Below are 21,004 nucleotides of genomic sequence, written 5' to 3' on the forward strand. Positions count from 1 at the left end.
CACTATCTAAGGATAAATAAAAAACTAAAACCATCCAACAATACTTATGAAAGGAGACCACTCATCATGAAAAAATTAAAAACATGTCTTGCATTTTTTATTTGTTGTATTCTGTCCTTAAATATGGTAATTTGCAATGTAAAGGCAGATAATAATGTTGTTCTATCTAACAAAGCATATCTATTAAAAACCGGAATGCCACAAAAGGAAATAGAAAAGCTGGATGATGACGTCATGCAGTTCATTGTGGATGACTTAAAAAGTGGAGGTAAACATTTTGAATATATTAATTCAAATATCGAAAATCAAATATCGATACTCAGTAGCGAAACTTTAACCGGTATTTCCTTTACTGCATCAGCTTTTAAAAATGCATCAACCATTTATATCTATCCAACATACGAGTTTACTTCTAATAAACAACCTCGCGGAAAAGACAGTTTTTCTTTTCAATTAGGCGCTGCTATGAGACCGTATGAATATGGTGGAAAATTATGGTACAAAGATAATACTATGAACGATTGGAAAGTCGGTGGAACTCTTACTGCAAATAATCAGCAATTATCTGGTGCTGAATTTTCAGGGAGTCAACTAGGAACACCCGACTATGCCATGAAGCTTAAAGGTGTTACATACTGTCACGCTACTGCAGGTAATAGCAGTGATAAAAGAATTGTAATGGGATACTTATATAATCCCCAGAAAACCGGCTACAGTATCTCTTTTTCCTACAACGGTGGTGGAATTAGCTACTCTCCATCAGGAACAGCCTATACTGCATATAAAACAATGAACCTAAGTTATTAAACTTTCATTCACCACATACAAGTACATTTAATTTCTAATTACTCTTTCAAAGTAACAATTTGCCTATCCAGAAGCACAAATTTCTCTGATAGGCAAATTGTGTTTAAGGTATTTTCAAGTAATTTAAGTAAAATCATGAGCAAGTCGCCATTACTCGTAGAAAAACGGGCAGATTATGAATGTTTTAGGAATTGCAGGAACAAAAAGTACAGAACAACCATTCAAAAAAACTTTTAAATCCGGCATCAACTGAATAAAGCCATAAATAAGAGGTAACTCATTATGAAAAAAATCAAATTTTTATTTTTCACCCTGTTATTCTGTTTTTCTGTTCCAGTCAAAGCAGACACTGCATTCGAAAATGACGATACGGTATTGTGCTCTTTTTTAAAAGAAAACGTACCAGAAAATGCTTCGCCAATAGAATCCAGTTTAGAAAACGAGTATCGAAAAACTTCTTCCAAACCTATCGATTTCTATTTTTTTAAACGATCTGAAAAGACAAAAAGTTTCCAAGATCTGTATGCCGCAAATGTACTCACCTATCAGGAAAAATCAGATCGTTCTTTGTTATATCAGACAGTTTTCGATTTTCAAAATATAACCCAGGTAAGAACTGCGAAAGAAGACTTTATCCGTCTGGAGACAGATCCACTGATGTATCTTTTTGAATTAGAAAAAGCAGAATTGTGGACTCGGAACAGCACGGAAGAACCCTGGACGCTGGAACGGAAAATCACAACGCCTGGAAACCCAGATTTTTATCTTCCTTATAGCCAGTTTTCTTCTGATAAAAAATATTTTCGAATTCTGGCATCTTTTTCCTGGAGCCCGAGCCCTGCTGAGGAAAGCGAAGTTTCTTCGCCAGAATATCATTGCATTTATACCTCTGTGTATCCGGTATATCAGATTCCGGTGAAAGTACTCGTTTTGATATGCGGAGGCGCAGCTTTCTTCTTTCTCTACCGGAGACACAAAAAAAATCATATCTCCCAAAAAGATGTTCCGTAAGCTGCGCCTTTTCAACATGTTTTCGTCACTGTTCAGAGCCAACTTCCAAAATGCTACGCATCTCATCGGTGTGGCTTTATCTGCTTTTCATCGCATCCCGAATCCGCTCCAGTGCCTCGGTCAGGGTTGCGCGCGGGCAGGCGATGTTGATCCGCTGGAAGCCGCGACCGCAGTCTCCGAAGATCTTGCCGCTGTCGAGCCACAGCTTCGCCTTGTTGATGATCAGGTCTTCCAGTTCGTCGACAGAAAGCCCCGTCTCGCGGAAATCGAGCCATACGAGATATGTTCCCTCCAGGTCGATCATCTTCACGCCCGGAATCTGCTCCTCCACATACTGCCTTGTAAATTCTGCATTTGCCTTCACATAGGAAAGCATTGCCTCATACCACTCCTCGCCCTTATTATATGCCGTCTCGCATGCCACCAGACCCATCACACCAAGCTGGCTCGTTCCGGCTGCATCGAGCTGTTTCCGGAATTTCGCACGGAGTTCCGGGTTGGCGATAAAGATGTTTGACATCATCATACTTGCCAGATTGAATGTCTTACTCGGCGCGGTGCAGGTGATCGTGATGTCCTCGTACTCTTTTTTGATCGCAGCAAACACCTGATGCTCGCCCTTAAAAATGAAATCTCCATGGATCTCATCACTTACAACGGTCACGCCGTACTGCACGCAGAGATCGCCGATCGCCGTCAGCTCCTCTTTCGTCCAGACTCTTCCGACCGGGTTGTGCGGATTGCAGAGGAAAAAGAGCTTCACGTTTTCAGCTTTCAGCTTCTCCTCGAAATCCGCCACATCCATGTGATAGCGGTTATCATTGCCGAGCACCAGCGTGCTGCTGACAACTCTTCTGCCGTTATCCGCAATGACTTCCGAAAATGGATAGTAAACCGGTGACTGGATCAGCACGGCATCCCCAGGCGCGGTGTAAGCTTTGACTGCCATCGCAAGTGCAAATACAACGCCCGGCGTTTTGATCAGCCATTCTTCTTTCGGCTCCCAGTTGTGATGGCGTTTCATCCATCCCGCAACGGCCTCAAAATACGGAGTCTGCGCATCGCTGTAGCCGTAAATGCCCATTTTCGCACGCTCTACCAGCGCATCCTCGATGTAGGAGGATGTCTCAAAGTCCATGTCCGCCACCCACAGCGGCAGCACGTCGGCTGGCATACCGCGTTTTACTGCGAAGTCATATTTTAAACAGTCTGTATTTTTTCGGTTGATGATTCTGTCAAAATCAAGATTTCTTTCCGTCATTTTTCTCTTCCTCAATTTCTGCAAAAACCTTCTCAAGCTCGCCGATCAGGTCCTCGATATTTTCAATTCCAACAGAGAAGCGAAGGGTGCTCTCCGTAATTCCGTTCCGCTCACGGATTTCCTTCGGCACATCGGCATGTGTCTGCGTCGTCGGATACGTAACGAGTGTCTCCACGCCGCCGAGGCTCTCTGCGAAACGGATCATTCTTACCTTTTCCAGAATGGCAAGGGCAAACTCTTTGCTCTCGAGCTGGATTGTCAGCATGGCACCGAAGCCTCTTGCCTGTTTTTTCATAATCTCATGGCCCGGGTGATCCGGCAGTCCCGGATAAATCACTCTTGTGACTGCTTTCTGCTGCTGCAGCCATGCGGCAATCTGTTCTGCATTCTCCTGGGAGCGTTCCATGCGGATGCCAAGCGTCTTCATGCCGCGCAGTACCAGCCAGCAGTCAAACGGAGCAAGGCCTGCACCTGTTGTCTTGATCAGGAAACGCAGTTTTTCCTGAATATCTTCGCGGTTCGTCACGATAAAGCCTGCCAGTGTATCGTTGTGGCCACTCAGGTATTTCGTGCCGCTGTGAATCACAACGTCCGCACCGAGATCGAGCGGATTCTGAAAATACGGGGACATAAAGGTGTTGTCCACAATCAGAATCAGGTTGTGGCGTTTTGCAATATCCGCCATCTTTCGGATGTCGGTTACGTTCATCATCGGGTTCGTCGGAGTTTCGATGTAGATTGCTTTTGTATTTTCTTTCACATAACTCTCCACGTCATCACGGCAGCAGTCGATGCTGGAAAACTCGACGCCGTTTTTCTCGTTGACGTTGTGGAACAGACGAATGCTTCCGCCGTACAGATCGGAATCCGCAATGATGTGGTCGCCCTGGCGGAACATTTCCATCAGAAGAGAGATCGCTGCCATGCCGGAGCTTAATGCAAACGCATCAATTCCGTTTTCCAGTGCAGCCACCATCTTCTCCAAATGCTCTCTGGTCGGGTTCTGCAGTCTGCTGTAATCAAATCCGGTGCTCTGTCCTACGCCCGGATGCGCATACGTTGCGGTCTGATAAATCGGGTAGCTGAGTGCGCCGTAGTGGCTACACTGTCCTTCGTCTTCTTCTAAATGGATACATTTTGTGTCAATTCCTCTTGCCATATGAATAATCTCCTGTTATTTCGTAATTTTTCTTTCTATACTAATCTGATAGGTTTTGTAACGTAACCTATCATAACAGAAAATGCGGCGTTTGTATATTCCCTTTTTTCTTTGACTTGTTATAAGTTTTTCCTATAACTATCGTAAAAAAACGCCGCCAGAAGATTTTTTCTCCCGGCGGCCGCCTCTTGCATCCATATTTTAAATAAGTTCCGCACAGATCGGATAATGATCAGAAAGGCACACACCGTCCTTCTGCTCCGTCCATTTTTCCACCTTTTTCAGTTCCCAGTCCCCTTTGAGAATGATGTAGTCAATCGAGCACTGCGGATCATTCGGATCATCGCGATGATAGTTGTGGAAGGTAATGCCGATTCCTTCCGTCGCATTCACAAGACCGGCAGTTTCCCTCAGCGGTTTCATCTCTTCGCTGTCCGGCTCGGCATTGAAGTCGCCGCTAAGAATCACCGGCACATCGGCAAATGCTTTCTCTGCTCTCAGATGTGCGAGAATCTGCTCCAGGCCAAGCTTTCTCGCCCCGGCGCACTCGTGATCCAGATGGGTGTTGATGACGCGGAACACTTTTCCGGTCTCCATATCCTCAAATACCACATCCGTCGCAGTACGCGGGCACATACTCTGTACCGGATAGCGGGATCCCGGCACGTACGGTGTCGGTGACAGCCAGAAGGTTTCCAGGCTCACACTCTGAAAACGTTCTTTCCGATAGGCAATGATCATTGCCTCACCGGTCAGATCCTTTTCTCTTCCACATCCGGCAATGTAATATTCCGTCAGATTTTCCTTCAGCCAGGCAGCCACATGCGGCAGTACCTCCTGAAAACCGATGATATCCGGCTTTTCCTGTCTGATTTTTTCCAGAATCAGCGGTCTGCGGTAGATAAAATTATTGGCTCCATCCTGGCCAAAATCACAGCGAATATTAAATGTTACAAATTTCATGGTAAAATCCCTCTTTTCATTTGTTTTCCTAACCCTTATTTTTGCTGGAAAGCGCTGTGCTTTCTCTTCTTTTTCTTCGTATTCACACGGCGCAGACACGCATAGCGCAGCTTCAGCCGCATTTTCCAGCTGCAGCCCGGTACCGGCTCCATCAGCTTTTCCAGAAAATGGTTCAGCGTACGTTCCTCATAAGGAGACAGCAGAATCTCACCGTAGATATGTTTCTCGATCAGATGGCAGACACGCGTATATTCGCCTGGCTCGACCGCCGGAAATCTGCGGGCGAGTTCTGCATCGGTTGCTGCTGTTTCTTTGCCGCCTGTCCAAGGCAGATGATCCGCGCCGCCTCCGCCGCAATCACAAGCAGCGTCAGCAGAATCAGAAGCACGCCAAGCAGCCCGAGAAGAAACAGCGAAACACTGCGCAGTACCGGAAGAACGGCTTCGCCTGCCTTGCTCTTTCGGTTTTCCACACCGGTAATCTGCTCCGCCGACAGCGAATTGTTCTCCAGCACCACATTCTTCTGGACAGAATCTGGACTTCCGACCATTTTCTGAAGAGATGCAACATTATACAGGAACAGTTTGTTTTTTAGGTATTTTCTTTCACTTGTTTTTCTGTTGCTCCTTCCTCCATTTTTTGCTCTGCCTTAACTTCTAAAGACCATCCCAGAAAAACGCAAGTATTTTTAGTATTCCAGATACGCCCCTTTCATCGGGCTTGCTGCGTGGAGGCTGAAAAGACGGAGTACGCCTTTTTTGTATTTCGGCTCGCGCGGTTTCCAGTTCCGGCGGCGTTCTTTTAAGATCGCATCAATTTCTTCCATGGACTTGCGTTCTCCTGCGATTCCGATGATGTTAAGTTTTCGTTCCTTCACATCAATCTCAATCAAATCCCCTTCCTCGACGAGTGCGATCGGGCCGCCGTCTACAGCTTCGGGACTGCAGTGGCCGATGACCGGGCCGGTGGAGGCGCCGGAGAAACGGCCGTCGGTGATAAGCGCGATGCTCTTTCCAAGCTCTTTGTCGCTGCTGATTGCCTCGGAAGTATAGAACATCTCCGGCATACCGCTGCCTTTCGGGCCTTCGTAGCGGATGAAGACGGCGTCGCCTTTCTGAACCTTATGTTTCAGCACGGCATCGAGGCACTCCTCCTCGCTGTCGAACGGTCGGGCACGGAGGACGGCGTGGAACATTTCTTTCGGGCAGGCCGTGTGCTTGATGACGGCTCCCTCCGGCGCAAGGTTTCCGCGCAGAACAGCGATGCTGCCGTCCGTTCCGATCGCCTTGTCATACGGGCGGATAATATCTTCTTTTGTAATCGAAGTTCCATACCGCTCATTAAATTTTGCGAGCCATCCGCTGCACTTCTCATAAAATCCATTTTCACGAAGCTCCGCCAGATTTTCACCCAGTGTCTTTCCGGTCACTGTCATCACATCGAGATGCAGATGATCTTTGATTTCTTCCATAATCGCCGGAACGCCGCCCGCATAATAGAAGCACTCTGCCGGCCATCTTCCCGCCGGGCGGACATCGAGCAGATACCGCGCGTTGCGGTGCAGACGATCGAATGTGTCGCCGGTAATCTCGATGCCGAACTCATGCGCAATGGCCGGGATGTGCAGCAGGCAGTTTGTGCTTCCCGAAATTGCCGCGTGGACAAGAATCGCATTCTCAAAACTCTCTTTCGTCACAAGATCGCTTGGCCGCATATGCTCCATCTGTGCCAGTTTTACCGCCTGGCTGCCTGCCTCCTGTGCATATGCCAGAAGATCCGGGCTTGTCGCCGGCATCAGAGCGCTTCCAGGCAGGGCGAGGCCGAGTGCCTCCGCCATGATCTGCATCGTGGATGCCGTTCCGATAAACGAACAGGCACCGCAGCTCGGGCAGGCATTGCATTTCGCCCAGTCGAGCTTCTCCTCGTCGATCTCACCGCGCTCAAATTTTGCGCTGTACATGCCAAGCTGCTCCAGTGTCAGCATCTCCGGTCCCGCATTCATCGTTCCGCCCGGCACAACAACCGCCGGAATATCGACACGCGCAAGGCCGATCAGATTGCCCGGCATACCCTTGTCGCAGCTCGACAGATAGACGCCGCCGTCAAACGGTGTCGCATTCGCGTGGATCTCGATCATATTGGCGATCATCTCGCGGCTCGCAAGACTGTAGTTGATGCCGTCCGTTCCCTGGCTCTCGCCGTCACAGATGTCGGTGCAGAAATACCGCGCCCCGAAGCCCCCCGCTTCCGCAACGCCTTTCCGCACTTCCTCGACCAGCAGATTTAAGTGGCCGCTTCCCGGGTGGCTGTCCCCGTACGTACTCTCCACCATAATCTGCGGTTTTTCAAGATCCTCTTTTTTCCATCCTGTTCCAATCCGGAGCGGATCCATCTCCGGTGCAAGTTTCCGCATTTCCTGACTCTTCAGCATTTCCTTCTCCTCCCGCTGTTTTTTAGGTATTAAAAATACTCTTTCTGCTTTTCACTATAGCAATCCCTGTATTTGATTGCAAGACAAAAAAGCTGCAGTCTGCAGGGATTCCCCACAGACCGCAGCCTCTCTGAACAGCTCACAGATTTCTCTGTTTTCTGTTTGCCTGCTTCCGCAGATAATTTCCAATGCTTGTAAAACTAAGCAGCGTCACAATCAGAAAAACACCCGGGATCAGAATGATCCACCATGCCTTTGTCATCAACGCTTTTTCCGAAAGTGACAGCATGCTGCCCCAGGAAATCACCTCCAGCGGAAGACCGATTCCCATAAAACTCAGTGTGGATTCTGCTACAATCGCACTTCGGATGTTCATAACCACCATAAACATAATAGACGAAAAAAAGTTCGGTGCCAGATGGTGCCATAAAATATAGAAAAAACTGCCTCCCATACAGCGCGACGCAATCACGTATTCACTGTTCCGGATCTGCCGTACTTCGGTCCGCACAACCTTTGCAATGCTTGTCCAGCTTGTCATTCCGATCACGGCAGAAATCGTAATCACATTGGATTTTCCCGCAGCAGCCAGAAGAAAAATGACAAGAAGAAGATTCGGCACCGACAAAAAGATCTCGGTCAGCCGCATCAGAAGCGCGTCCAGCCACGCCGGTGCACATCCGCTGACTGCGCCGAAGAGAACGGCAATCACAGTGGAAATCAGCGTAGAAAGCAGACCGATCGCCAGCGATATTCTGCCGCCGTACCAGATCATCGAGAAAATATCTCTTCCCATCGTATCGGTTCCAAACAGAAATTCCCGGCACGGCATGACGGAACAGTTTTTCAGATCCATATACGAGGGATCCTTCGTCATGATCTGCCCACAGAAAAGGCAGCTCAGCACAAGAAGACCCAGAAAAAGCTCTGCTGCCACCGGCCGTCCTGATACCATTTTTTCTTTTTTTCTGCTTCTGTTTTTTCTGCAGGCCTCTCTCCTGCAAATTGAAATAATTGTGTTTTTTCTGTCACAGCATCATTACCTCCGATGTTTCTGCCGCTTCTTTCTCCCGCATCCGCGGATCAATTCTCTCGTTGATGATCTGTGCCGCCATATTGCACAGAATCACAACGATTCCGGACATCAGGCAAAGCAGCATCAGAAGATTGTAATCTTTGTACCGTGCGCTCTCATACGCCAGCGTTCCGATACCGGGATACGAGAAAACCGTTTCTACAATATAGGTTCCCCCCAGCACATGCGGAACAGAAATGGCCATGATGCCAAGATACGACGGAATCGTATTCCGCAGGCAATGCCGGAACAGAACCGTCTTTCGTTTCAGCCCCTTGGCTCTTGCCAGAAGCACATACTCTTCCCGCACTTCATCCAGAATTTTATTGCGGATCATGTATGCGTAATACCACAAATGGCTCAGCACTACGACCGTCATCGGCAGGATCAGATGACAGACACGTTCAGAAAAATCTGCCTGTTTTCCAACAGAGTAGGCACCGGAACTCGGCAGCCATTTGAGCTGCATGGAAAAAACAAGAATCAGAAGCAGCGACAGCCAGAATTCCGGAATACATCCCGTGATGGTTCCCACCTTACAGATGATGCGGTCCAGCCAAGTATCTTCCTTCCATGCACAGAAAATTCCAAGAAGCAGCGCGAGGGTGAAAATCAGCAGAAATCCAATGCCGCCAAGCACCAGCGTATTTCCAATTCTTCCCTCGATCACGCGCATTACATCCATTTTATATTTGTACGAAATTCCGAAATCCCCCTGCAGCGCATTGCCTGCCCAGCGGATATACTGTACGGAAATGGGATCCTTCAGTCCCAATTTTTCTTCGGCCCACGCTCTTTCTTCGGGCGTCATTTTTTCCACGCGGTCTCCGTAATATGATACCAGCGGATCTCCCGGCGCAAGCCTTGAAATATAAAATACGAGCACAGACAGCAGCAGAACACTTGCCAGAAATGCCGCTGCTTTTTTTCCATAGTAAAGCACTCTGTTCCGGCTTTTCATCCTGCATCGCCTCCCTCCATCAGCACAAAATGATCTTTTTCCACTTCCCGCAGTGTTCCCGTCCGGGAAAATTCTGTATTGGAAAAATCCGGTACAGCTCTCGCTCTTTCCCTTCGCGGATCCGGAATCGGAATGGCCGCGATCAGTGCTTTCGTATATGGATGCAGCGGATTTTCAAACACGGCTCGCGCCGGGCCGGTCTCCACCAGTTTTCCATGGTACATCACACCTACTCTGTCACACAGAAATTCGACCATATCCAGATCATGCGCAATAAACAGGAACGAAAAACCGTGCTCCTTCTGCAGATGACGGAACAGATTCACAATCTGTGCCTGTATCGACGCGTCCAGCGATGCAATCGGTTCATCCGCCACCAGAAGCTCCGGCTCCATCGTCAGTGCCCGTGCAATCGCAACGCGCTGCCGCTGTCCGCCGGACAATTCTCCCGGATATTTTTTCAGATATTCCGGATCCAGCCCCACGTATTTCATCTGGAATCTGGCTTCCTCCTCATAGCTTCCCCGCAGCGGCCGGATTTTCTGCACGCGCATCGGCTCCTCAATAATGTCGCGGACCTTCATCTTCTGATTCAGACTGGAACCGGAATCCTGAAAAATCATCTGGCGTGTCGTCTGCAGCATTTTTTTATTTTTCCGGAACTGGCCTCTGTCGCAGGTATCAATCCCTTTATAATAAATCTGGCCGGCATATGGCTGATAAATATTCATCACACAGCGTGCAGCGGTAGATTTTCCGGAACCGGATTCTCCTACCAGTCCAAAAATTTCTCCTCTTCGAATCTGAAACGATACATCATCGACTGCCTTGACTGCTGTTTTCCGGGACAGTGGAAAAATATGGGTCAGATGACGCACATCCAGCAAAATCTCATGTTCCATCTGTGTTTCCTCCTATCGGCGGCACAACCTTCGGTGCTCTCTCATCCAGCAGCCATGTTGCCGCATAATGGCTGTCTGTGACCCGGAACATCGGCGGCTCCTCCTCAAAATCAATTTCCAGCGCATAAGCATTGCGGCTGGCAAAGGCATCGCCCTTTGGCGGATGGAGAAGAGACGGCGGCATTCCCGGGATAGACGGCAGGCTTTCTTTTCCCCTCGAAAACGCCGGTATGGAACGCAGCAGTCCCCACGTATACGGATGACGGGGATCATAGAAAATCTCATCCACGGTTCCAATCTCTACTATTTTTCCCGCATACATGACCGCTACCCGGTCTGCGATCCGCGCTACAACGCCAAGGTCATGTGTGACAAAGACCGTCGCCGTTCCCAGTTTTTTCTGAATTTCCCGAAGCAGGTCCAGAATCTGTGCCTGAATCGTCACATCCAGCGCTGTCGTCGGCTCATCAGCAAACAGAATTTCCGGATTGCCCGCCAGCGCAATCGCCAGTACGACCCGCTGCCGCATTCCGCCGGAAAAGTGATACGGATATGCCTTTTTCCGCTCTTCTGCCTGCTCGATTCCCACCAGCTGCATCAGTTCTGTCACTCTCTGTTCCACTTCTTCTTTTCCCATGTCTTTCTGATGCGCCCGCACTGCCTCTGCAATCTGCGCTCCGACTGTCATCGTCGGATTTAAGGAAGTCATCGGATTCTGGAAAACCATCGAGAACAGTTTTCCCCGCAGTTCCCGCATTCTTCTCTCCCCGTATCCTGCAATTTCTTCTCCATTGACCAGAATTTTTCCGTTTTTGATCTTTGCATTCTCCGGCAGCAGCTTCATAATGCTTTTGCAGAGCACACTTTTTCCGCAGCCTGACTCGCCTACAACAGCGAGCACCTCACCTGCATTCAGGGAAAAGCTGACATCGCGGACCGCCTGTACTTCCCCCTCATCCGTAAAAAAGCTGACGGAAAGATGTTCCACTTTTAATCGTTCCTTCATTCCGTTTTTCTCCTGTACAGACAAAAAGGGGGTAAACATACCCCCTTCGTCTGCTTTTTTATTTATTCTGTCATTGTCCAGTCCTGAATATTCCAGAAAATACCAACGCCGTGGTGGCCCAGCACCGTGTCTTTGGAAATGCCCTGAATACCGGAATCTGCCACATAATTTGCATCAATATAACAGATGAATGCATAGGCCGGATCTTCTGCCAGTTCTTCCTGGAATTTTCCGTAATATTCTTTCCGCACTTCCGGATCGTCACTCTGACGGGCAAGAGACAGATACTCATCTACTTTTTCATTGGAATAGCTCGAATAATTCGCCCCTTTGTCCGTGCCGAAAACCTTATATGTATGATCGTCCGCATCGAACGGGCTTCCCCAGCCGATCAGGCACGCCATCTGTCCGCCCCAGTCCATCTGTGCCGGAATTTCTACGGTACAGTTGATTCCGGTTTCCCGGAGCTGCTGTGCTGCTGCCTGGGCAATATCAATGCGGTCCTGCTCACCGGACATCACGCTGATGACAAAACCGATTTCTTCGCCGTCCCGCTCATAGAAACCATCGCTGTTTCTGGTGCATCCGGCCGCTTCCAGAATTTCCTGTGCTTTTTCCGGATTGTAATCATAATGTTCTACGTTTTCGTTATTGTAAATGTTCCGCTGCAGCGGACTGTATGCCGCCATTCCCTCGCCAAGAAGCACAGAATCGATAATGGCCTGGCGGTCAATCGAATAACAGACGGCCGGAATGATGTCCCTGTTTTTCGTCCAGTAATCATTCGCAAAGTTAAATAAGATTCCGCGGTAATCTGCCGTTGTCATGTCGTAGCAGGTAAAACCGTCTTTTTCTTTGAAATTCTGCGCATTTTTCGGGTCAAGCAGCGCCAGATCCAGTTCGCCGGATTCCAGCTGCATCGCCTGTGCATTATCATCTGGTACAATTTTGAAAATGACCTTGTCAATCTTTGGTGCCCCAAGGTAATAATCTTCATTTTTTACCAGAACAATCGACTGGCCTTCGTCCCAGCTCTCCAGTTTATACGGGCCGGTTCCAACCGGTGCACGGAAGAAATCCGATTCCTGCATATTTTCACCTTCCAGCAGGTGCTTCGGCAGGATGGCCATCGTCATGTATTCCAGGAAAGCCACGTTCGGCTCGGAAAGGCGGAAGGAAACGGTGCTGTCATCTATAACTGTAATCTCTTCTACATCCTCATAATTTGGTGCATTTTCAGATCCGTTTTCCGGATCCATGATCGCTTCGATGGTGAATTTCACATCGTCCGCCGTAAATTTTTCTCCATCATGCCATTGGATGCCGTCCCGGATATGAAAGGTGTAGGTGCAGGTTTCTGCATCGTACTCCCATTTTTCTGCCAGACCCGGAACAATGTTGTCATCCGCATCGTGTGCGGTCAGTCCGTTGAACAGCAGTAGATTAATTTCACCGTGCTCATCCATCGCCGGATTAATCCTGGTATAATCAGCAGAACCGTAAACCAGGGTCGTCTCTTCCTCCCCTGTCTGGCCGGAAGAAACTTCCGTCTCTGTTTTCGACAAATCTGTACTGTTGCTGTTTTTCCCGCTGTCCTGACCGCATGCCGCAAGGGATGCTGCAAGAGACACCATCAGCATCAAAGATAATATTTTCTTTTTCATCCTTTTCCTCCCATTTTCAGACCGTTTTTACCCGGACTGACCGCTTTTTTGCTTTGTACTCCCATGATCTGCGCGCCTGATCCATGTACTGTTCGTTCATTATATTTGATATTTCAGGCTCTCACAAGCCGGGTGGGGGGATATTTTTTTCTTTTCTTGTAAAGTTAATCGTCTCATGCAGAGGGAGTTGCTCCACATGCCAACATAAAACATGACCTTGATCAGGGGACTCTTCCTCTGCATCAAGGTCATGTTTCTTTTCCTATGATTTTAAAATTTTACAGCATATTGATAACAAATCCAGCCAGCATCGTGGACAGAACCGTAATAACCGTAATTCCTCCCACGACATACGGCACGTTTAAGGTATCTTCGATAAACGCTTTCTCCTCCGGTGTCTCTCCGACCGCATCGCCGACCTCGCGGCAGATGACCACGTTGCTCGGGAATCCGAGGAACTGCTCGACACCGATGCCGACTGCCAGGTCTTTGTCGCCCACGAGTTTCCAGGTCGGAAGAACCCAGCCAACCAGTGCAACACCGATCAGCGCTGCGGCGAACAGAACGATTGTCTGGAATGCCATGGTACCGAGATCACTTAAGGAAACCTTCGCCAGAGACGGGATGATGGAGCCAAAGACAGCAACCATCATAAGGCCGTAGGAATTCGATTTCTGCAGCGGTTTTGTCGGAACGAGTCCGGAAGCGGCACAGACAACACCGAGAAGCAGCGCCCAGATGCTGTAGTTGATCGGAGTCAGATCGCCAAGGATGTGGGCAACCCAGGAACCGGCTGCAACGAGCGCCATCATGACGTTGGCAGAATACCATTCTTTGTGTTTATCTGCAAAGGAAACTTTTGCGGAAGCACCGTTTCCGGTCTCCTGCTTTTTAAACTGCGCCGGATTCTCGCGATATGCTTTCAGCAGTTTTTTTCCGTAACGGATACCCATGGCAGATGCGATCGGCGCACCGACGAATTTCTGTACGGAATAGATGACTGCACAGAGCGCTGCCGCCGTTGCCAGTCCTTTTTCTGCTGCGGCGCTTGCCATCAGCGAAGTTGCCATTGCCGCACCGTTGATAACCGGCATGCGACGAGCACAGTGTCAAATCCGATGATCGGGGATACCAGAAGCATCACAAGGCAGGACGCCAGCATACAGAGTGCCGCCATTAATACGGTTCTCCACTCCTCGATCAGCTGTTTCACGTTCAGGGTAGTACCCATGTTGAACAGTACCATCGCAATTGCCAGTTTTGATAACGCCGTAAGGCCTCCCTGATCGATGATGTCCGCCGGGATCAGTTTCGTCAGAAAGCCTACCAGGAACAGGAGCATGACGACCATCATTCCGGACAGCTTTCCTTTTGTAATTTTACCGACAATGTCGCCGAGTGCAAACACGATCAGAACAATCATGAAGCTGGAGAACATTGCGTTGTTTGTTAAAATCTCAGCCATTTCTTTTTCTCCCTTGCTCTTTTTAATTTGAAATTATACATAATTTTCTTTTATTTTGCAAGTTTTATCCAGTTTTTATTTTATATTTTGCATATTTATGCAATCCTTCCAATTATCCGCGCCACAAGCTCTCCGGCATGATAGAAGTCATCGAGATGCAGATATTCTTCGGTCGAATGATTCTTGAAATATCCTGTTGCGATACCGACACAGGTGATTCCCTTCTGATTGAAAATATTGCCGTCCATACCGCCGCCTCCGCCGTTGATCTGCGGTTCGATTCCCATCTCTTTCAGGGATTCCGTGACGATCTGAATCATCTCGGAATCCTCCGGGATGAAGAACGGCAGGAAGGTGTTTTCTCTTTTAAATTCCACACGCGCACCGCGCTTTTCTGCGATTTCACGGCAGTGCGACTGGAAATACGCTTCATAGCGGTCGAGTTTTTCTCCCGACCGGCTCCGCATCTCTCCGCGCAGGATTGCGTGGTCGCAGACAACGTTCATTGCCTCGCATGTTTTGGACCAGAGGTGAGAAAAGTTCGACGTTGTATTTTCATCCAGTCTTCCCGTCTCCATCGTTGCGAGCATTTCCGCCATAATTTTTGCCGCATCAATGCCTTTCTCCGGCTCATTTCCCGCATGGGCTGCCTTGCCGAAAACCTGTGCTTCCAGAAGGGCACGGCCCGGCGCACCATTTACAATTCGGCCGATGCGTCCCGGGGAGTCGAGCACATACATCGTTTTTGATGTCAGCAGGCTTACATCGAATGCTTTCGCACCGTACAGACCGGCCTCCTCGCCGACCGTAAAGAGGATCTCCAGTTTCGGAAGCGCCTTCCCGGATTCAATCGCCTGACGCACGCCCTCTAAAATGGCTGCCACACCGGACAGATCATCCGCCGCCAGAATCGTGTCGCCCGAAGAACGAAGGATTCCATCCTCCTCCACCGGTTTGATTCCAATGCCGCCCGGCACACGGTCCATATGGGAACAGAAACAGACAACACCGTCCCGCTCTCCTTCCCGAACCGCCAGAATATTGCCGCACATGCCGCCAAACGTAGCCCCGGCCTCATCCCGCGTAATCGCAAATCCCATCTGCTCCAGTTTTTTCACCAGATGCTCTGCAATCTCCGTCTCCTGACCGCTCGACACATCAATCCGCATCAATTCGGTCAGTTCATCTAACATACGTTGATTTTTCATTTCTTTTCCACTCTCCATTCTTGAAAAAAATTTTCAAAAACAATTCTTCTACATCTTACCATTTGCCTTTCGTCCTTAATAGGTGTAAAATTATGCCATAATTCATTTTTATGTCTTTAATTCTCGGAAAGGAATTTTATATATGAAAATCGGCGTAACAGGTTCTGACCATATCTGCGACAGGATTCAGAAAACGCTGGAGAAGCGCATGCCGGACCTTGAAGTGGTCTACCGGCGTTCCAACGATTACCGGTACGGTCTGGAAGCGGCTGCCCAGTTTCAGAAAGGGAAAGTATCCGGCATTATTTTTACTGGGCCGACCAACTATCACTATGCTTTAAAGCGGCTGGAGCCAAACGTTCCCTGGACCTTTCTTCCGCACAATCAGGCTTCCATCTTAAAAGCGCTGGCGGAATCTGCTGTCCGTTATTCCTGCGTGCCGGATGTCATCAGTATCGATATGTATGAGGAACAGCTTGTGCAGGAAACGCTGGAAGAGATCGGCATTTCCAATGGCCGCGTCCTTGTGGCACACGGCTCTTCTCCCGATCAGGGCGATTTTCAGGATGCCCTCACGGATTTTCACCGTTACAACTATTTTCACAACGGGGCAAAAATCTGCTTTACCAACATGGAAAAAACGTATGAGGCACTGTCGGCAGAAGGCATTCCCTGCATCCGCATCTCGGTTTCCGAGGATGTAATTCTGGAACAGGTTTATCATCTTCAGTTTCTGGAAAATACGGCGCAGAAGAACCGCGGGCAGAGTGCTTCCGTGCAGATCTATTTTGATTATTCCTTTGATCAGGAGACGGATCTTTCGCTCCGGGAATGGGAGAAGATTCATTATCAGAATGAGATGCGCGAGCTGATCTACTCTGCCGCCCACCGCATGGGGGCTGCTGCGTTCTCCGAGGGCGCTTCTATTTTTTATATCATGTCATCCCGTCCGGTTCTGATGCGGGAATTTATTCAGAACGGGGAATATCAGAAGATTCTGTTTCACGGACAGCAGACGCCGCACAACCGGCTGTGGATCGGCATCGGCTACGGTGATACTCCCATGGAGGCGAAATCCCGCGCGGCGATGGCGCTCAACCACTCGATCGCGGACCGCTCCGGCGCGAACTATATTGCGGAGGATGAGCATCAGTTTACCGAAATTAAGATCAATGACCCGACCGATCACACGGCGTATCTTCTGCACCGGCTTCACATCAGCAGCAGTACGTATGAAAAACTGAAAGAGATTCTGCGGTCACATGATCAGGTAATCACTTCCGCACAGCTCGCTGCAGATATGGGGATCACGGAGCGGAGCGCCAACCGGCTGATTCTGCGGCTGGAACAGGAAAACTGTGTGACCACGATCGGCAAAATCAGCGGCGGCAGGGGACGGCCGGCACGGATTATGAAAATCACTTTATAAAACATAAGAAATGGAGAATGTTTATGGATAAAAGAACGGAACAGGCATTTGCCTATCTTGAGAAAAACGAACACAGTATGATGGAGCTGCTGAAAAATCTTGTCTCCATTGAAACGCCTTCTGCTGACCGCGAGGCGAATGAGCGGATTGCGGCGCATCTTGATACGTACTGTGATGCGCTTGGTATGGAGCGGGAGATTCATCATTTTGAGAAGGCCGGTCCGACGTTTGCGGCATGGACTCGGCCGCAGGAGAAGAAGCCGATTCTTCTGCTCGGACATATGGATACGGTGCATGCGGTCGGAAAATTTGGGCCGGAACCGTTTCTTGTGAAGGATGACCGCGTGTACGGCCCTGGCGTTTATGATATGAAGGGCGGCGATGTCATTGCGCTGTTTGCGCTCCGCGCGCTGAATGCTGTCGGATATGAAGACCGCCAGATCAAGCTGGTTCTCACTGGTGACGAGGAAGTTGCCCACGCGTTTTCCCACGGCGAGGCCGGAAAGCTTGTCGAACAATATGCCAGCGGCTGTGAGGCGGCGTTTAATCTGGAATCGAGTTATACCAACGGTGAAGTGACTACGAGAAGAAGCGGCGGCGCGATCATCCGCGTAAAAGTAAAAGGAAAAGCTGCTCATGCCGGAAAGGAACCGCAGAAAGGCGCGAGTGCGGTTCTGCAGGCGGCACGCATGATTACAGAGATTGAAAGCCGCTCCGTTTTCGGCTATCTTTCCTTCAATTGTGGCCGCATTTCGGGCGGAACCGGTGCTAACGTTATCCCGGATTCCTGTGAGTTTTCCATCGGCATCCGCTATGCGGCAAATGCTCAGTATGAGGAAGCCATCGCTTTCTTAAAAAATCTCTGCGAACACGTCACCGTTCCGGGCACAAGCTGCACGATGGAACAGAACGGCTACTACCCAGCCATGGAAATGGTCGACGGCGCTGACCGCCTCCTCTCCCTCTACCAGGAAAGCTGTAAACTCCTCGGCGAACCAATCCCGCAGGGCATCCAGCAGAGCGGCTGCTCCGACACTTCCTTCGTCACCCGCATCGGAATCCCCGCCCTCTGCAGCCTCGGCATCCAGGGCTCAGGCGCACATTCACTTGATGAGTATGCAATTCCGTCGTCGCTGCTGACACAGTGTAAAAAGCTGGTAGCTACGATTTTGGCAATGTAAACTGCTCTGCGGTTCTTGACAAATAATGTACTATATTTAACATAAAAAAAGAAACGGGGTTTTTGTCCGGTAAGCTCATCAGGAGCCGAGGGAGTTGCTCGTTTCTTTTTTTGTTATCCTATTTTCTTTACCCTATCACATCCGTAACCGCATTCACCGCTTTCGCCACAAAGCTGATCGTCTTTTCATTGAACACTTCCCCGTCTTTTGCGATCGAAACGTGTGCGAGTCCGATCTCATCTTTCTCGCTCGCTTCGGTACTGCCCATGAGGGTTGTCCATTTGATCTGGACATCGTCGGCGGTGATGGCGTGGTCGCATGTTACGATGTACTGTGCTTCATCGAACAGCGGCGAATTGGATTCCGCATAGACGATGATGTCGTTGTTTTTTTCCTGATAGACGCGCACGGTATAATTTACCAGGTCTTTTTCATCCGTAATATAGTCCTTGTTCGGCGATACGGTTTCTTCGCAGATCAGGCTTGCATCTTTTGGAATTGTATTGTTCTCTTTCTTTTTTGTCATTCCGATCATCAGCATACAGTTGCAGAGTGCTGCGATCAGAACTGCAAGCAGCAGGATTTTTATTCTATGTTTCATTGTTTTCTCTTCCTTTTCCCATGTCATAGTTTGTCACTGATGTTTCATTTCCATTATACATGATTCCCCCAAAATAAGAAACGCAAAAATGCATCCGCCCCCGTAAAACCTTTTTGAAAAAATTTCTCAATGAAAAAGTTTTCTATTTTGTTCCAAATATGTTATGCTATACTGTCTGTTAGGCAATTCTAACTCGATGTACTCTCGTAATAAAGGAGGAACTGCATGCCTTTAAATTTAACCGATTTCAATCAGTTTTACGTCATCAATAAAATCTGCGGCCAGGAAAAACAGCGCCATTATCTGGAGTCGCTGGGGTTTGTTCCCGGGGCCAGGATTTCGATTCTAAAGAAAAAATTTTTACGCTTCTCAATAACAGAAGCGAAGAAAAGCAGTACGCCTTTCTGATGACGGATGTCGACAATTTTCATCTGATCAACGATTACTGGGGTTATGAGATGGGTACGAACATTCTGAATTTCATCCTGAAAAAGCTGGAACTCTTTCCGCAGACACTCTTTGTGAACCGCTATCACTCCGATATCTTTGTCGGCATTATCGATATCACCGGGCAGGATCCGGCGTGGTGCGGGAAAAGATTTCCGCCTATCACAAGCAGGCGATCCGCGAAGTGCTGGAATCGTACCCGCTGAATTACATGACGCTGAACACTGGCGTCTATTATCTGAATGACACGGACACACCAGCGGAGGAAGTCATCTCTCATGCCAACATTGCGCGGCGGCGTGCGAAGGAAACTTCCACCTGCGTCTTCGAATACAACGCCGAGCTTTCCAGCACGGAACAGAAGCGCGCGGAGACCATTCATTCCTTCCAGAATGCCCTTGCGAAAAAAGAATTTCAGATTTATTTCCAGCCGAAAATCAGCGGAAAAACGCAGGAAATTGCAAGCGCCGAGGTGCTGGTACGCTGGCTGCGCGAGGACGGCACGCTCTGGTTCCCGGACAGCTTTCTGCCGATTCTGGAGGAGACCGGAGAGATTGAGTCGCTCGACTATTATGTGTATAATGCTGCTTTCCAGTGGCTCGCTGACCGCCGGGAAAACGGACTTCCGCTGCTGCCGCTCTCGCTGAATGTGTCGCCGATTCATTTCCGCAAGATCGATACGTTCACACAGCGGATCACACAGCTGCTCGATCATTATCAGATTCCTTCGAAGTACCTGGTTTTTGAGATCACAGAAACAACGTACATTCATAACATTGATGCCGTCAACCAGATGATCCGCTTTTTCCACGACCGGGATATCCGCATTTCCATGGACGATTTTGGGTCTGGATATTCGTCCTTAAATTCGCTGAAGGATATTCTGTTTGATGAAGTTAAAATTGACAAACATTTCCTCTCGGCGGGCCTCTCCGAAAAAGGAAAAATTGTGCTGGAAGAGATGTTCCATCTTTTAAAACGCACAGACAAATGGATTGTCTGCGAGGGTGTGGAGACGAAAGAGATGGTAGATTTTCTGATCGCCGAAGGATGCGACGAGCTGCAGGGATTCTATTATTATAAACCGATGGAACAGAAAAAATTTGAAGAGCTGATCGCTTGACAAAGTCCGAATTCTATACTATGGTTATCTTACCCGGTAGTTACTACCGAGTGAACCTCACATGACTAAAGTCACGTGCTTCCGGCCGCTTTAGGCGGCAGACCAAATATCGGCGGATACGCCTGTTACTTAGATTTTGCACAGATATGTGCTTCTTCCATGCCGGATACGGCAGGTTTCCACATAACAGGTAATCCACTGCATATCTGCCTGTGTTTATGCTGCTTTACGCAGTTCCATTTCTGAAATCAGTTCTCTCAGATCTGCATAAACACATGAGGTTCTACGCTTTACTGCAGGAACTTTTGCC

21 protein-coding genes are annotated in these 21,004 nt (G+C 48.8%); 7 read left to right on the top strand and 14 right to left on the bottom strand.

Going from position 1 to position 21,004, the window contains the following annotated elements; all coding sequences use genetic code 11:
* Positions 1-66: 66 nt before the first annotated feature.
* Positions 67-807, top strand: coding sequence for a hypothetical protein (locus DXA55_RS15455; RefSeq protein WP_022462533.1), 741 nt, complete (start codon positions 67-69; stop codon positions 805-807).
* 282 nt (positions 808-1,089) lie between these two features.
* Positions 1,090-1,818 (top strand): hypothetical protein, encoded by a 729-nt coding sequence (locus DXA55_RS15460; protein WP_022462534.1) that lies wholly within the window; start codon positions 1,090-1,092, stop codon positions 1,816-1,818.
* 76 nt (positions 1,819-1,894) lie between these two features.
* On the opposite strand, the gene DXA55_RS15465 is transcribed toward DXA55_RS15460, so the two are convergent.
* From DXA55_RS15465 to DXA55_RS15525, 13 genes are all read right to left on the bottom strand, one after another.
* Positions 1,895-3,079 (bottom strand): MalY/PatB family protein, encoded by a 1,185-nt coding sequence (locus DXA55_RS15465; protein WP_022462535.1) that lies wholly within the window; start codon positions 3,077-3,079, stop codon positions 1,895-1,897.
* Positions 3,060-4,238, bottom strand: a complete 1,179-nt coding sequence (locus DXA55_RS15470; protein ID WP_022462536.1) for a trans-sulfuration enzyme family protein — start codon at positions 4,236-4,238, stop codon at positions 3,060-3,062. The genes DXA55_RS15465 and DXA55_RS15470 overlap by 20 nt, the downstream gene beginning before the upstream one ends.
* 201 nt (positions 4,239-4,439) lie before the next feature.
* Positions 4,440-5,201 carry an endonuclease/exonuclease/phosphatase family protein gene (locus DXA55_RS15475; RefSeq protein WP_022462537.1) on the bottom strand — a complete coding sequence of 254 codons (762 nt, stop codon included), beginning with the start codon at positions 5,199-5,201 and terminating at the stop codon, positions 4,440-4,442.
* A gap of 229 nt (positions 5,202-5,430) precedes the next feature.
* Positions 5,431-5,715, bottom strand: a complete 285-nt coding sequence (locus tag DXA55_RS15480; protein WP_147342031.1) for a hypothetical protein — start codon at positions 5,713-5,715, stop codon at positions 5,431-5,433.
* 174 nt (positions 5,716-5,889) lie between these two features.
* The gene (ilvD, locus tag DXA55_RS15485) at positions 5,890-7,632 is read right to left on the bottom strand and encodes a dihydroxy-acid dehydratase (protein WP_055227858.1); all 1,743 of its coding nucleotides are present in this window, start codon (positions 7,630-7,632) and stop codon (positions 5,890-5,892) included.
* Between the two features lie 139 nt (positions 7,633-7,771).
* Positions 7,772-8,587 (bottom strand): ABC transporter permease, encoded by an 816-nt coding sequence (locus tag DXA55_RS15490; RefSeq protein ID WP_242998618.1) that lies wholly within the window; start codon positions 8,585-8,587, stop codon positions 7,772-7,774.
* Positions 8,588-8,660: 73 nt separating this feature from the next.
* Complete coding sequence (locus tag DXA55_RS15495; RefSeq protein WP_117814587.1) at positions 8,661-9,668, bottom strand: ABC transporter permease; 1,008 nt, start codon at positions 9,666-9,668, stop codon at positions 8,661-8,663.
* Positions 9,665-10,570 (bottom strand): ATP-binding cassette domain-containing protein, encoded by a 906-nt coding sequence (locus DXA55_RS15500; protein WP_055221171.1) that lies wholly within the window; start codon positions 10,568-10,570, stop codon positions 9,665-9,667. The genes DXA55_RS15495 and DXA55_RS15500 overlap by 4 nt, the downstream gene beginning before the upstream one ends.
* Positions 10,560-11,576, bottom strand: a complete 1,017-nt coding sequence (locus tag DXA55_RS15505) for an ABC transporter ATP-binding protein (RefSeq protein ID WP_117805028.1) — start codon at positions 11,574-11,576, stop codon at positions 10,560-10,562. Before DXA55_RS15505 ends, DXA55_RS15500 begins: the two co-directional genes overlap by 11 nt.
* Before the next feature lie 62 nt (positions 11,577-11,638).
* Positions 11,639-13,240, bottom strand: a complete 1,602-nt coding sequence (locus tag DXA55_RS15510; RefSeq protein WP_199605856.1) for an ABC transporter substrate-binding protein — start codon at positions 13,238-13,240, stop codon at positions 11,639-11,641.
* A gap of 278 nt (positions 13,241-13,518) precedes the next feature.
* Positions 13,519-14,334, bottom strand: coding sequence for a hypothetical protein (locus DXA55_RS15515; RefSeq protein WP_147342032.1), 816 nt, complete (start codon positions 14,332-14,334; stop codon positions 13,519-13,521).
* Positions 14,295-14,705 (bottom strand): hypothetical protein, encoded by a 411-nt coding sequence (locus DXA55_RS15520; protein ID WP_117814589.1) that lies wholly within the window; start codon positions 14,703-14,705, stop codon positions 14,295-14,297. Before DXA55_RS15520 ends, DXA55_RS15515 begins: the two co-directional genes overlap by 40 nt.
* A gap of 95 nt (positions 14,706-14,800) precedes the next feature.
* Positions 14,801-15,913: a M20/M25/M40 family metallo-hydrolase gene (locus DXA55_RS15525; RefSeq protein WP_117805038.1), complete on the bottom strand. Its 1,113-nt coding sequence runs from the start codon at positions 15,911-15,913 to the stop codon at positions 14,801-14,803.
* A gap of 142 nt (positions 15,914-16,055) precedes the next feature.
* On the opposite strand from DXA55_RS15525, the gene DXA55_RS15530 reads away from it, so the two are divergent.
* Positions 16,056-17,342 carry a hypothetical protein gene (locus DXA55_RS15530; RefSeq protein ID WP_022461442.1) on the top strand — a complete coding sequence of 429 codons (1,287 nt, stop codon included), beginning with the start codon at positions 16,056-16,058 and terminating at the stop codon, positions 17,340-17,342.
* Between the two features lie 23 nt (positions 17,343-17,365).
* A complete protein-coding gene (locus tag DXA55_RS15535) occupies positions 17,366-18,523 on the top strand; it encodes a M20/M25/M40 family metallo-hydrolase (protein ID WP_158565101.1) in 1,158 nt (385 codons plus the stop codon).
* Between the two features lie 127 nt (positions 18,524-18,650).
* Here the strand turns inward: DXA55_RS15535 and DXA55_RS15540 are convergent, their stop codons facing one another.
* Positions 18,651-19,124, bottom strand: coding sequence for a hypothetical protein (locus tag DXA55_RS15540; protein WP_117805031.1), 474 nt, complete (start codon positions 19,122-19,124; stop codon positions 18,651-18,653).
* Between the two features lie 225 nt (positions 19,125-19,349).
* Between DXA55_RS15540 and DXA55_RS15545 the strand changes: the two genes are divergently transcribed.
* The 3 genes from DXA55_RS15545 to DXA55_RS15550 are packed head-to-tail and all read left to right on the top strand — an operon-like array spanning position 19,350 to position 20,694.
* The gene (locus DXA55_RS15545; RefSeq protein ID WP_055268169.1) at positions 19,350-19,532 is read left to right on the top strand and encodes a FeoA family protein; all 183 of its coding nucleotides are present in this window, start codon (positions 19,350-19,352) and stop codon (positions 19,530-19,532) included.
* Positions 19,532-19,777: a hypothetical protein gene (locus tag DXA55_RS17950; protein WP_242998620.1), complete on the top strand. Its 246-nt coding sequence runs from the start codon at positions 19,532-19,534 to the stop codon at positions 19,775-19,777. The genes DXA55_RS15545 and DXA55_RS17950 overlap by 1 nt, the downstream gene beginning before the upstream one ends.
* On the top strand, positions 19,711-20,694 hold the full coding sequence (locus DXA55_RS15550) for an EAL domain-containing protein (RefSeq protein ID WP_242998623.1): 984 nt from the start codon (positions 19,711-19,713) through the stop codon (positions 20,692-20,694). Before DXA55_RS17950 ends, DXA55_RS15550 begins: the two co-directional genes overlap by 67 nt.
* The last annotated feature ends 310 nt before the right edge of the window (positions 20,695-21,004 follow it).

Origin of the sequence: Blautia sp. OF03-13, from assembly GCF_003460685.1 — a bacterium.
GTDB classification, from domain to species: domain Bacteria; phylum Bacillota; class Clostridia; order Lachnospirales; family Lachnospiraceae; genus Fusicatenibacter; species Fusicatenibacter saccharivorans.

Coding starts and splice junctions, on each gene's coding strand:
- DXA55_RS15455 (WP_022462533.1), top strand. CDS start 67: ATGAAAAAATTAAAAACATGTCTTGCATTTTTTATTTGTTGTATTCTG.
- DXA55_RS15460 (WP_022462534.1), top strand. CDS start 1,090: ATGAAAAAAATCAAATTTTTATTTTTCACCCTGTTATTCTGTTTTTCT.
- DXA55_RS15465 (WP_022462535.1), bottom strand. CDS start 3,079: ATGACGGAAAGAAATCTTGATTTTGACAGAATCATCAACCGAAAAAAT.
- DXA55_RS15470 (WP_022462536.1), bottom strand. CDS start 4,238: ATGGCAAGAGGAATTGACACAAAATGTATCCATTTAGAAGAAGACGAA.
- DXA55_RS15475 (WP_022462537.1), bottom strand. CDS start 5,201: ATGAAATTTGTAACATTTAATATTCGCTGTGATTTTGGCCAGGATGGA.
- ilvD (WP_055227858.1), bottom strand. CDS start 7,632: ATGCTGAAGAGTCAGGAAATGCGGAAACTTGCACCGGAGATGGATCCG.
- DXA55_RS15490 (WP_242998618.1), bottom strand. CDS start 8,587: ATGGTATCAGGACGGCCGGTGGCAGCAGAGCTTTTTCTGGGTCTTCTT.
- DXA55_RS15495 (WP_117814587.1), bottom strand. CDS start 9,668: ATGAAAAGCCGGAACAGAGTGCTTTACTATGGAAAAAAAGCAGCGGCA.
- DXA55_RS15500 (WP_055221171.1), bottom strand. CDS start 10,570: ATGGAACATGAGATTTTGCTGGATGTGCGTCATCTGACCCATATTTTT.
- DXA55_RS15505 (WP_117805028.1), bottom strand. CDS start 11,576: ATGAAGGAACGATTAAAAGTGGAACATCTTTCCGTCAGCTTTTTTACG.
- DXA55_RS15510 (WP_199605856.1), bottom strand. CDS start 13,240: ATGAAAAAGAAAATATTATCTTTGATGCTGATGGTGTCTCTTGCAGCA.
- DXA55_RS15515 (WP_147342032.1), bottom strand. CDS start 14,334: ATGCCGGTTATCAACGGTGCGGCAATGGCAACTTCGCTGATGGCAAGC.
- DXA55_RS15520 (WP_117814589.1), bottom strand. CDS start 14,705: ATGGCTGAGATTTTAACAAACAACGCAATGTTCTCCAGCTTCATGATT.
- DXA55_RS15525 (WP_117805038.1), bottom strand. CDS start 15,913: ATGAAAAATCAACGTATGTTAGATGAACTGACCGAATTGATGCGGATT.
- DXA55_RS15530 (WP_022461442.1), top strand. CDS start 16,056: ATGAAAATCGGCGTAACAGGTTCTGACCATATCTGCGACAGGATTCAG.
- DXA55_RS15535 (WP_158565101.1), top strand. CDS start 17,366: ATGGATAAAAGAACGGAACAGGCATTTGCCTATCTTGAGAAAAACGAA.
- DXA55_RS15540 (WP_117805031.1), bottom strand. CDS start 19,124: ATGAAACATAGAATAAAAATCCTGCTGCTTGCAGTTCTGATCGCAGCA.
- DXA55_RS15545 (WP_055268169.1), top strand. CDS start 19,350: ATGCCTTTAAATTTAACCGATTTCAATCAGTTTTACGTCATCAATAAA.
- DXA55_RS17950 (WP_242998620.1), top strand. CDS start 19,532: ATGACGGATGTCGACAATTTTCATCTGATCAACGATTACTGGGGTTAT.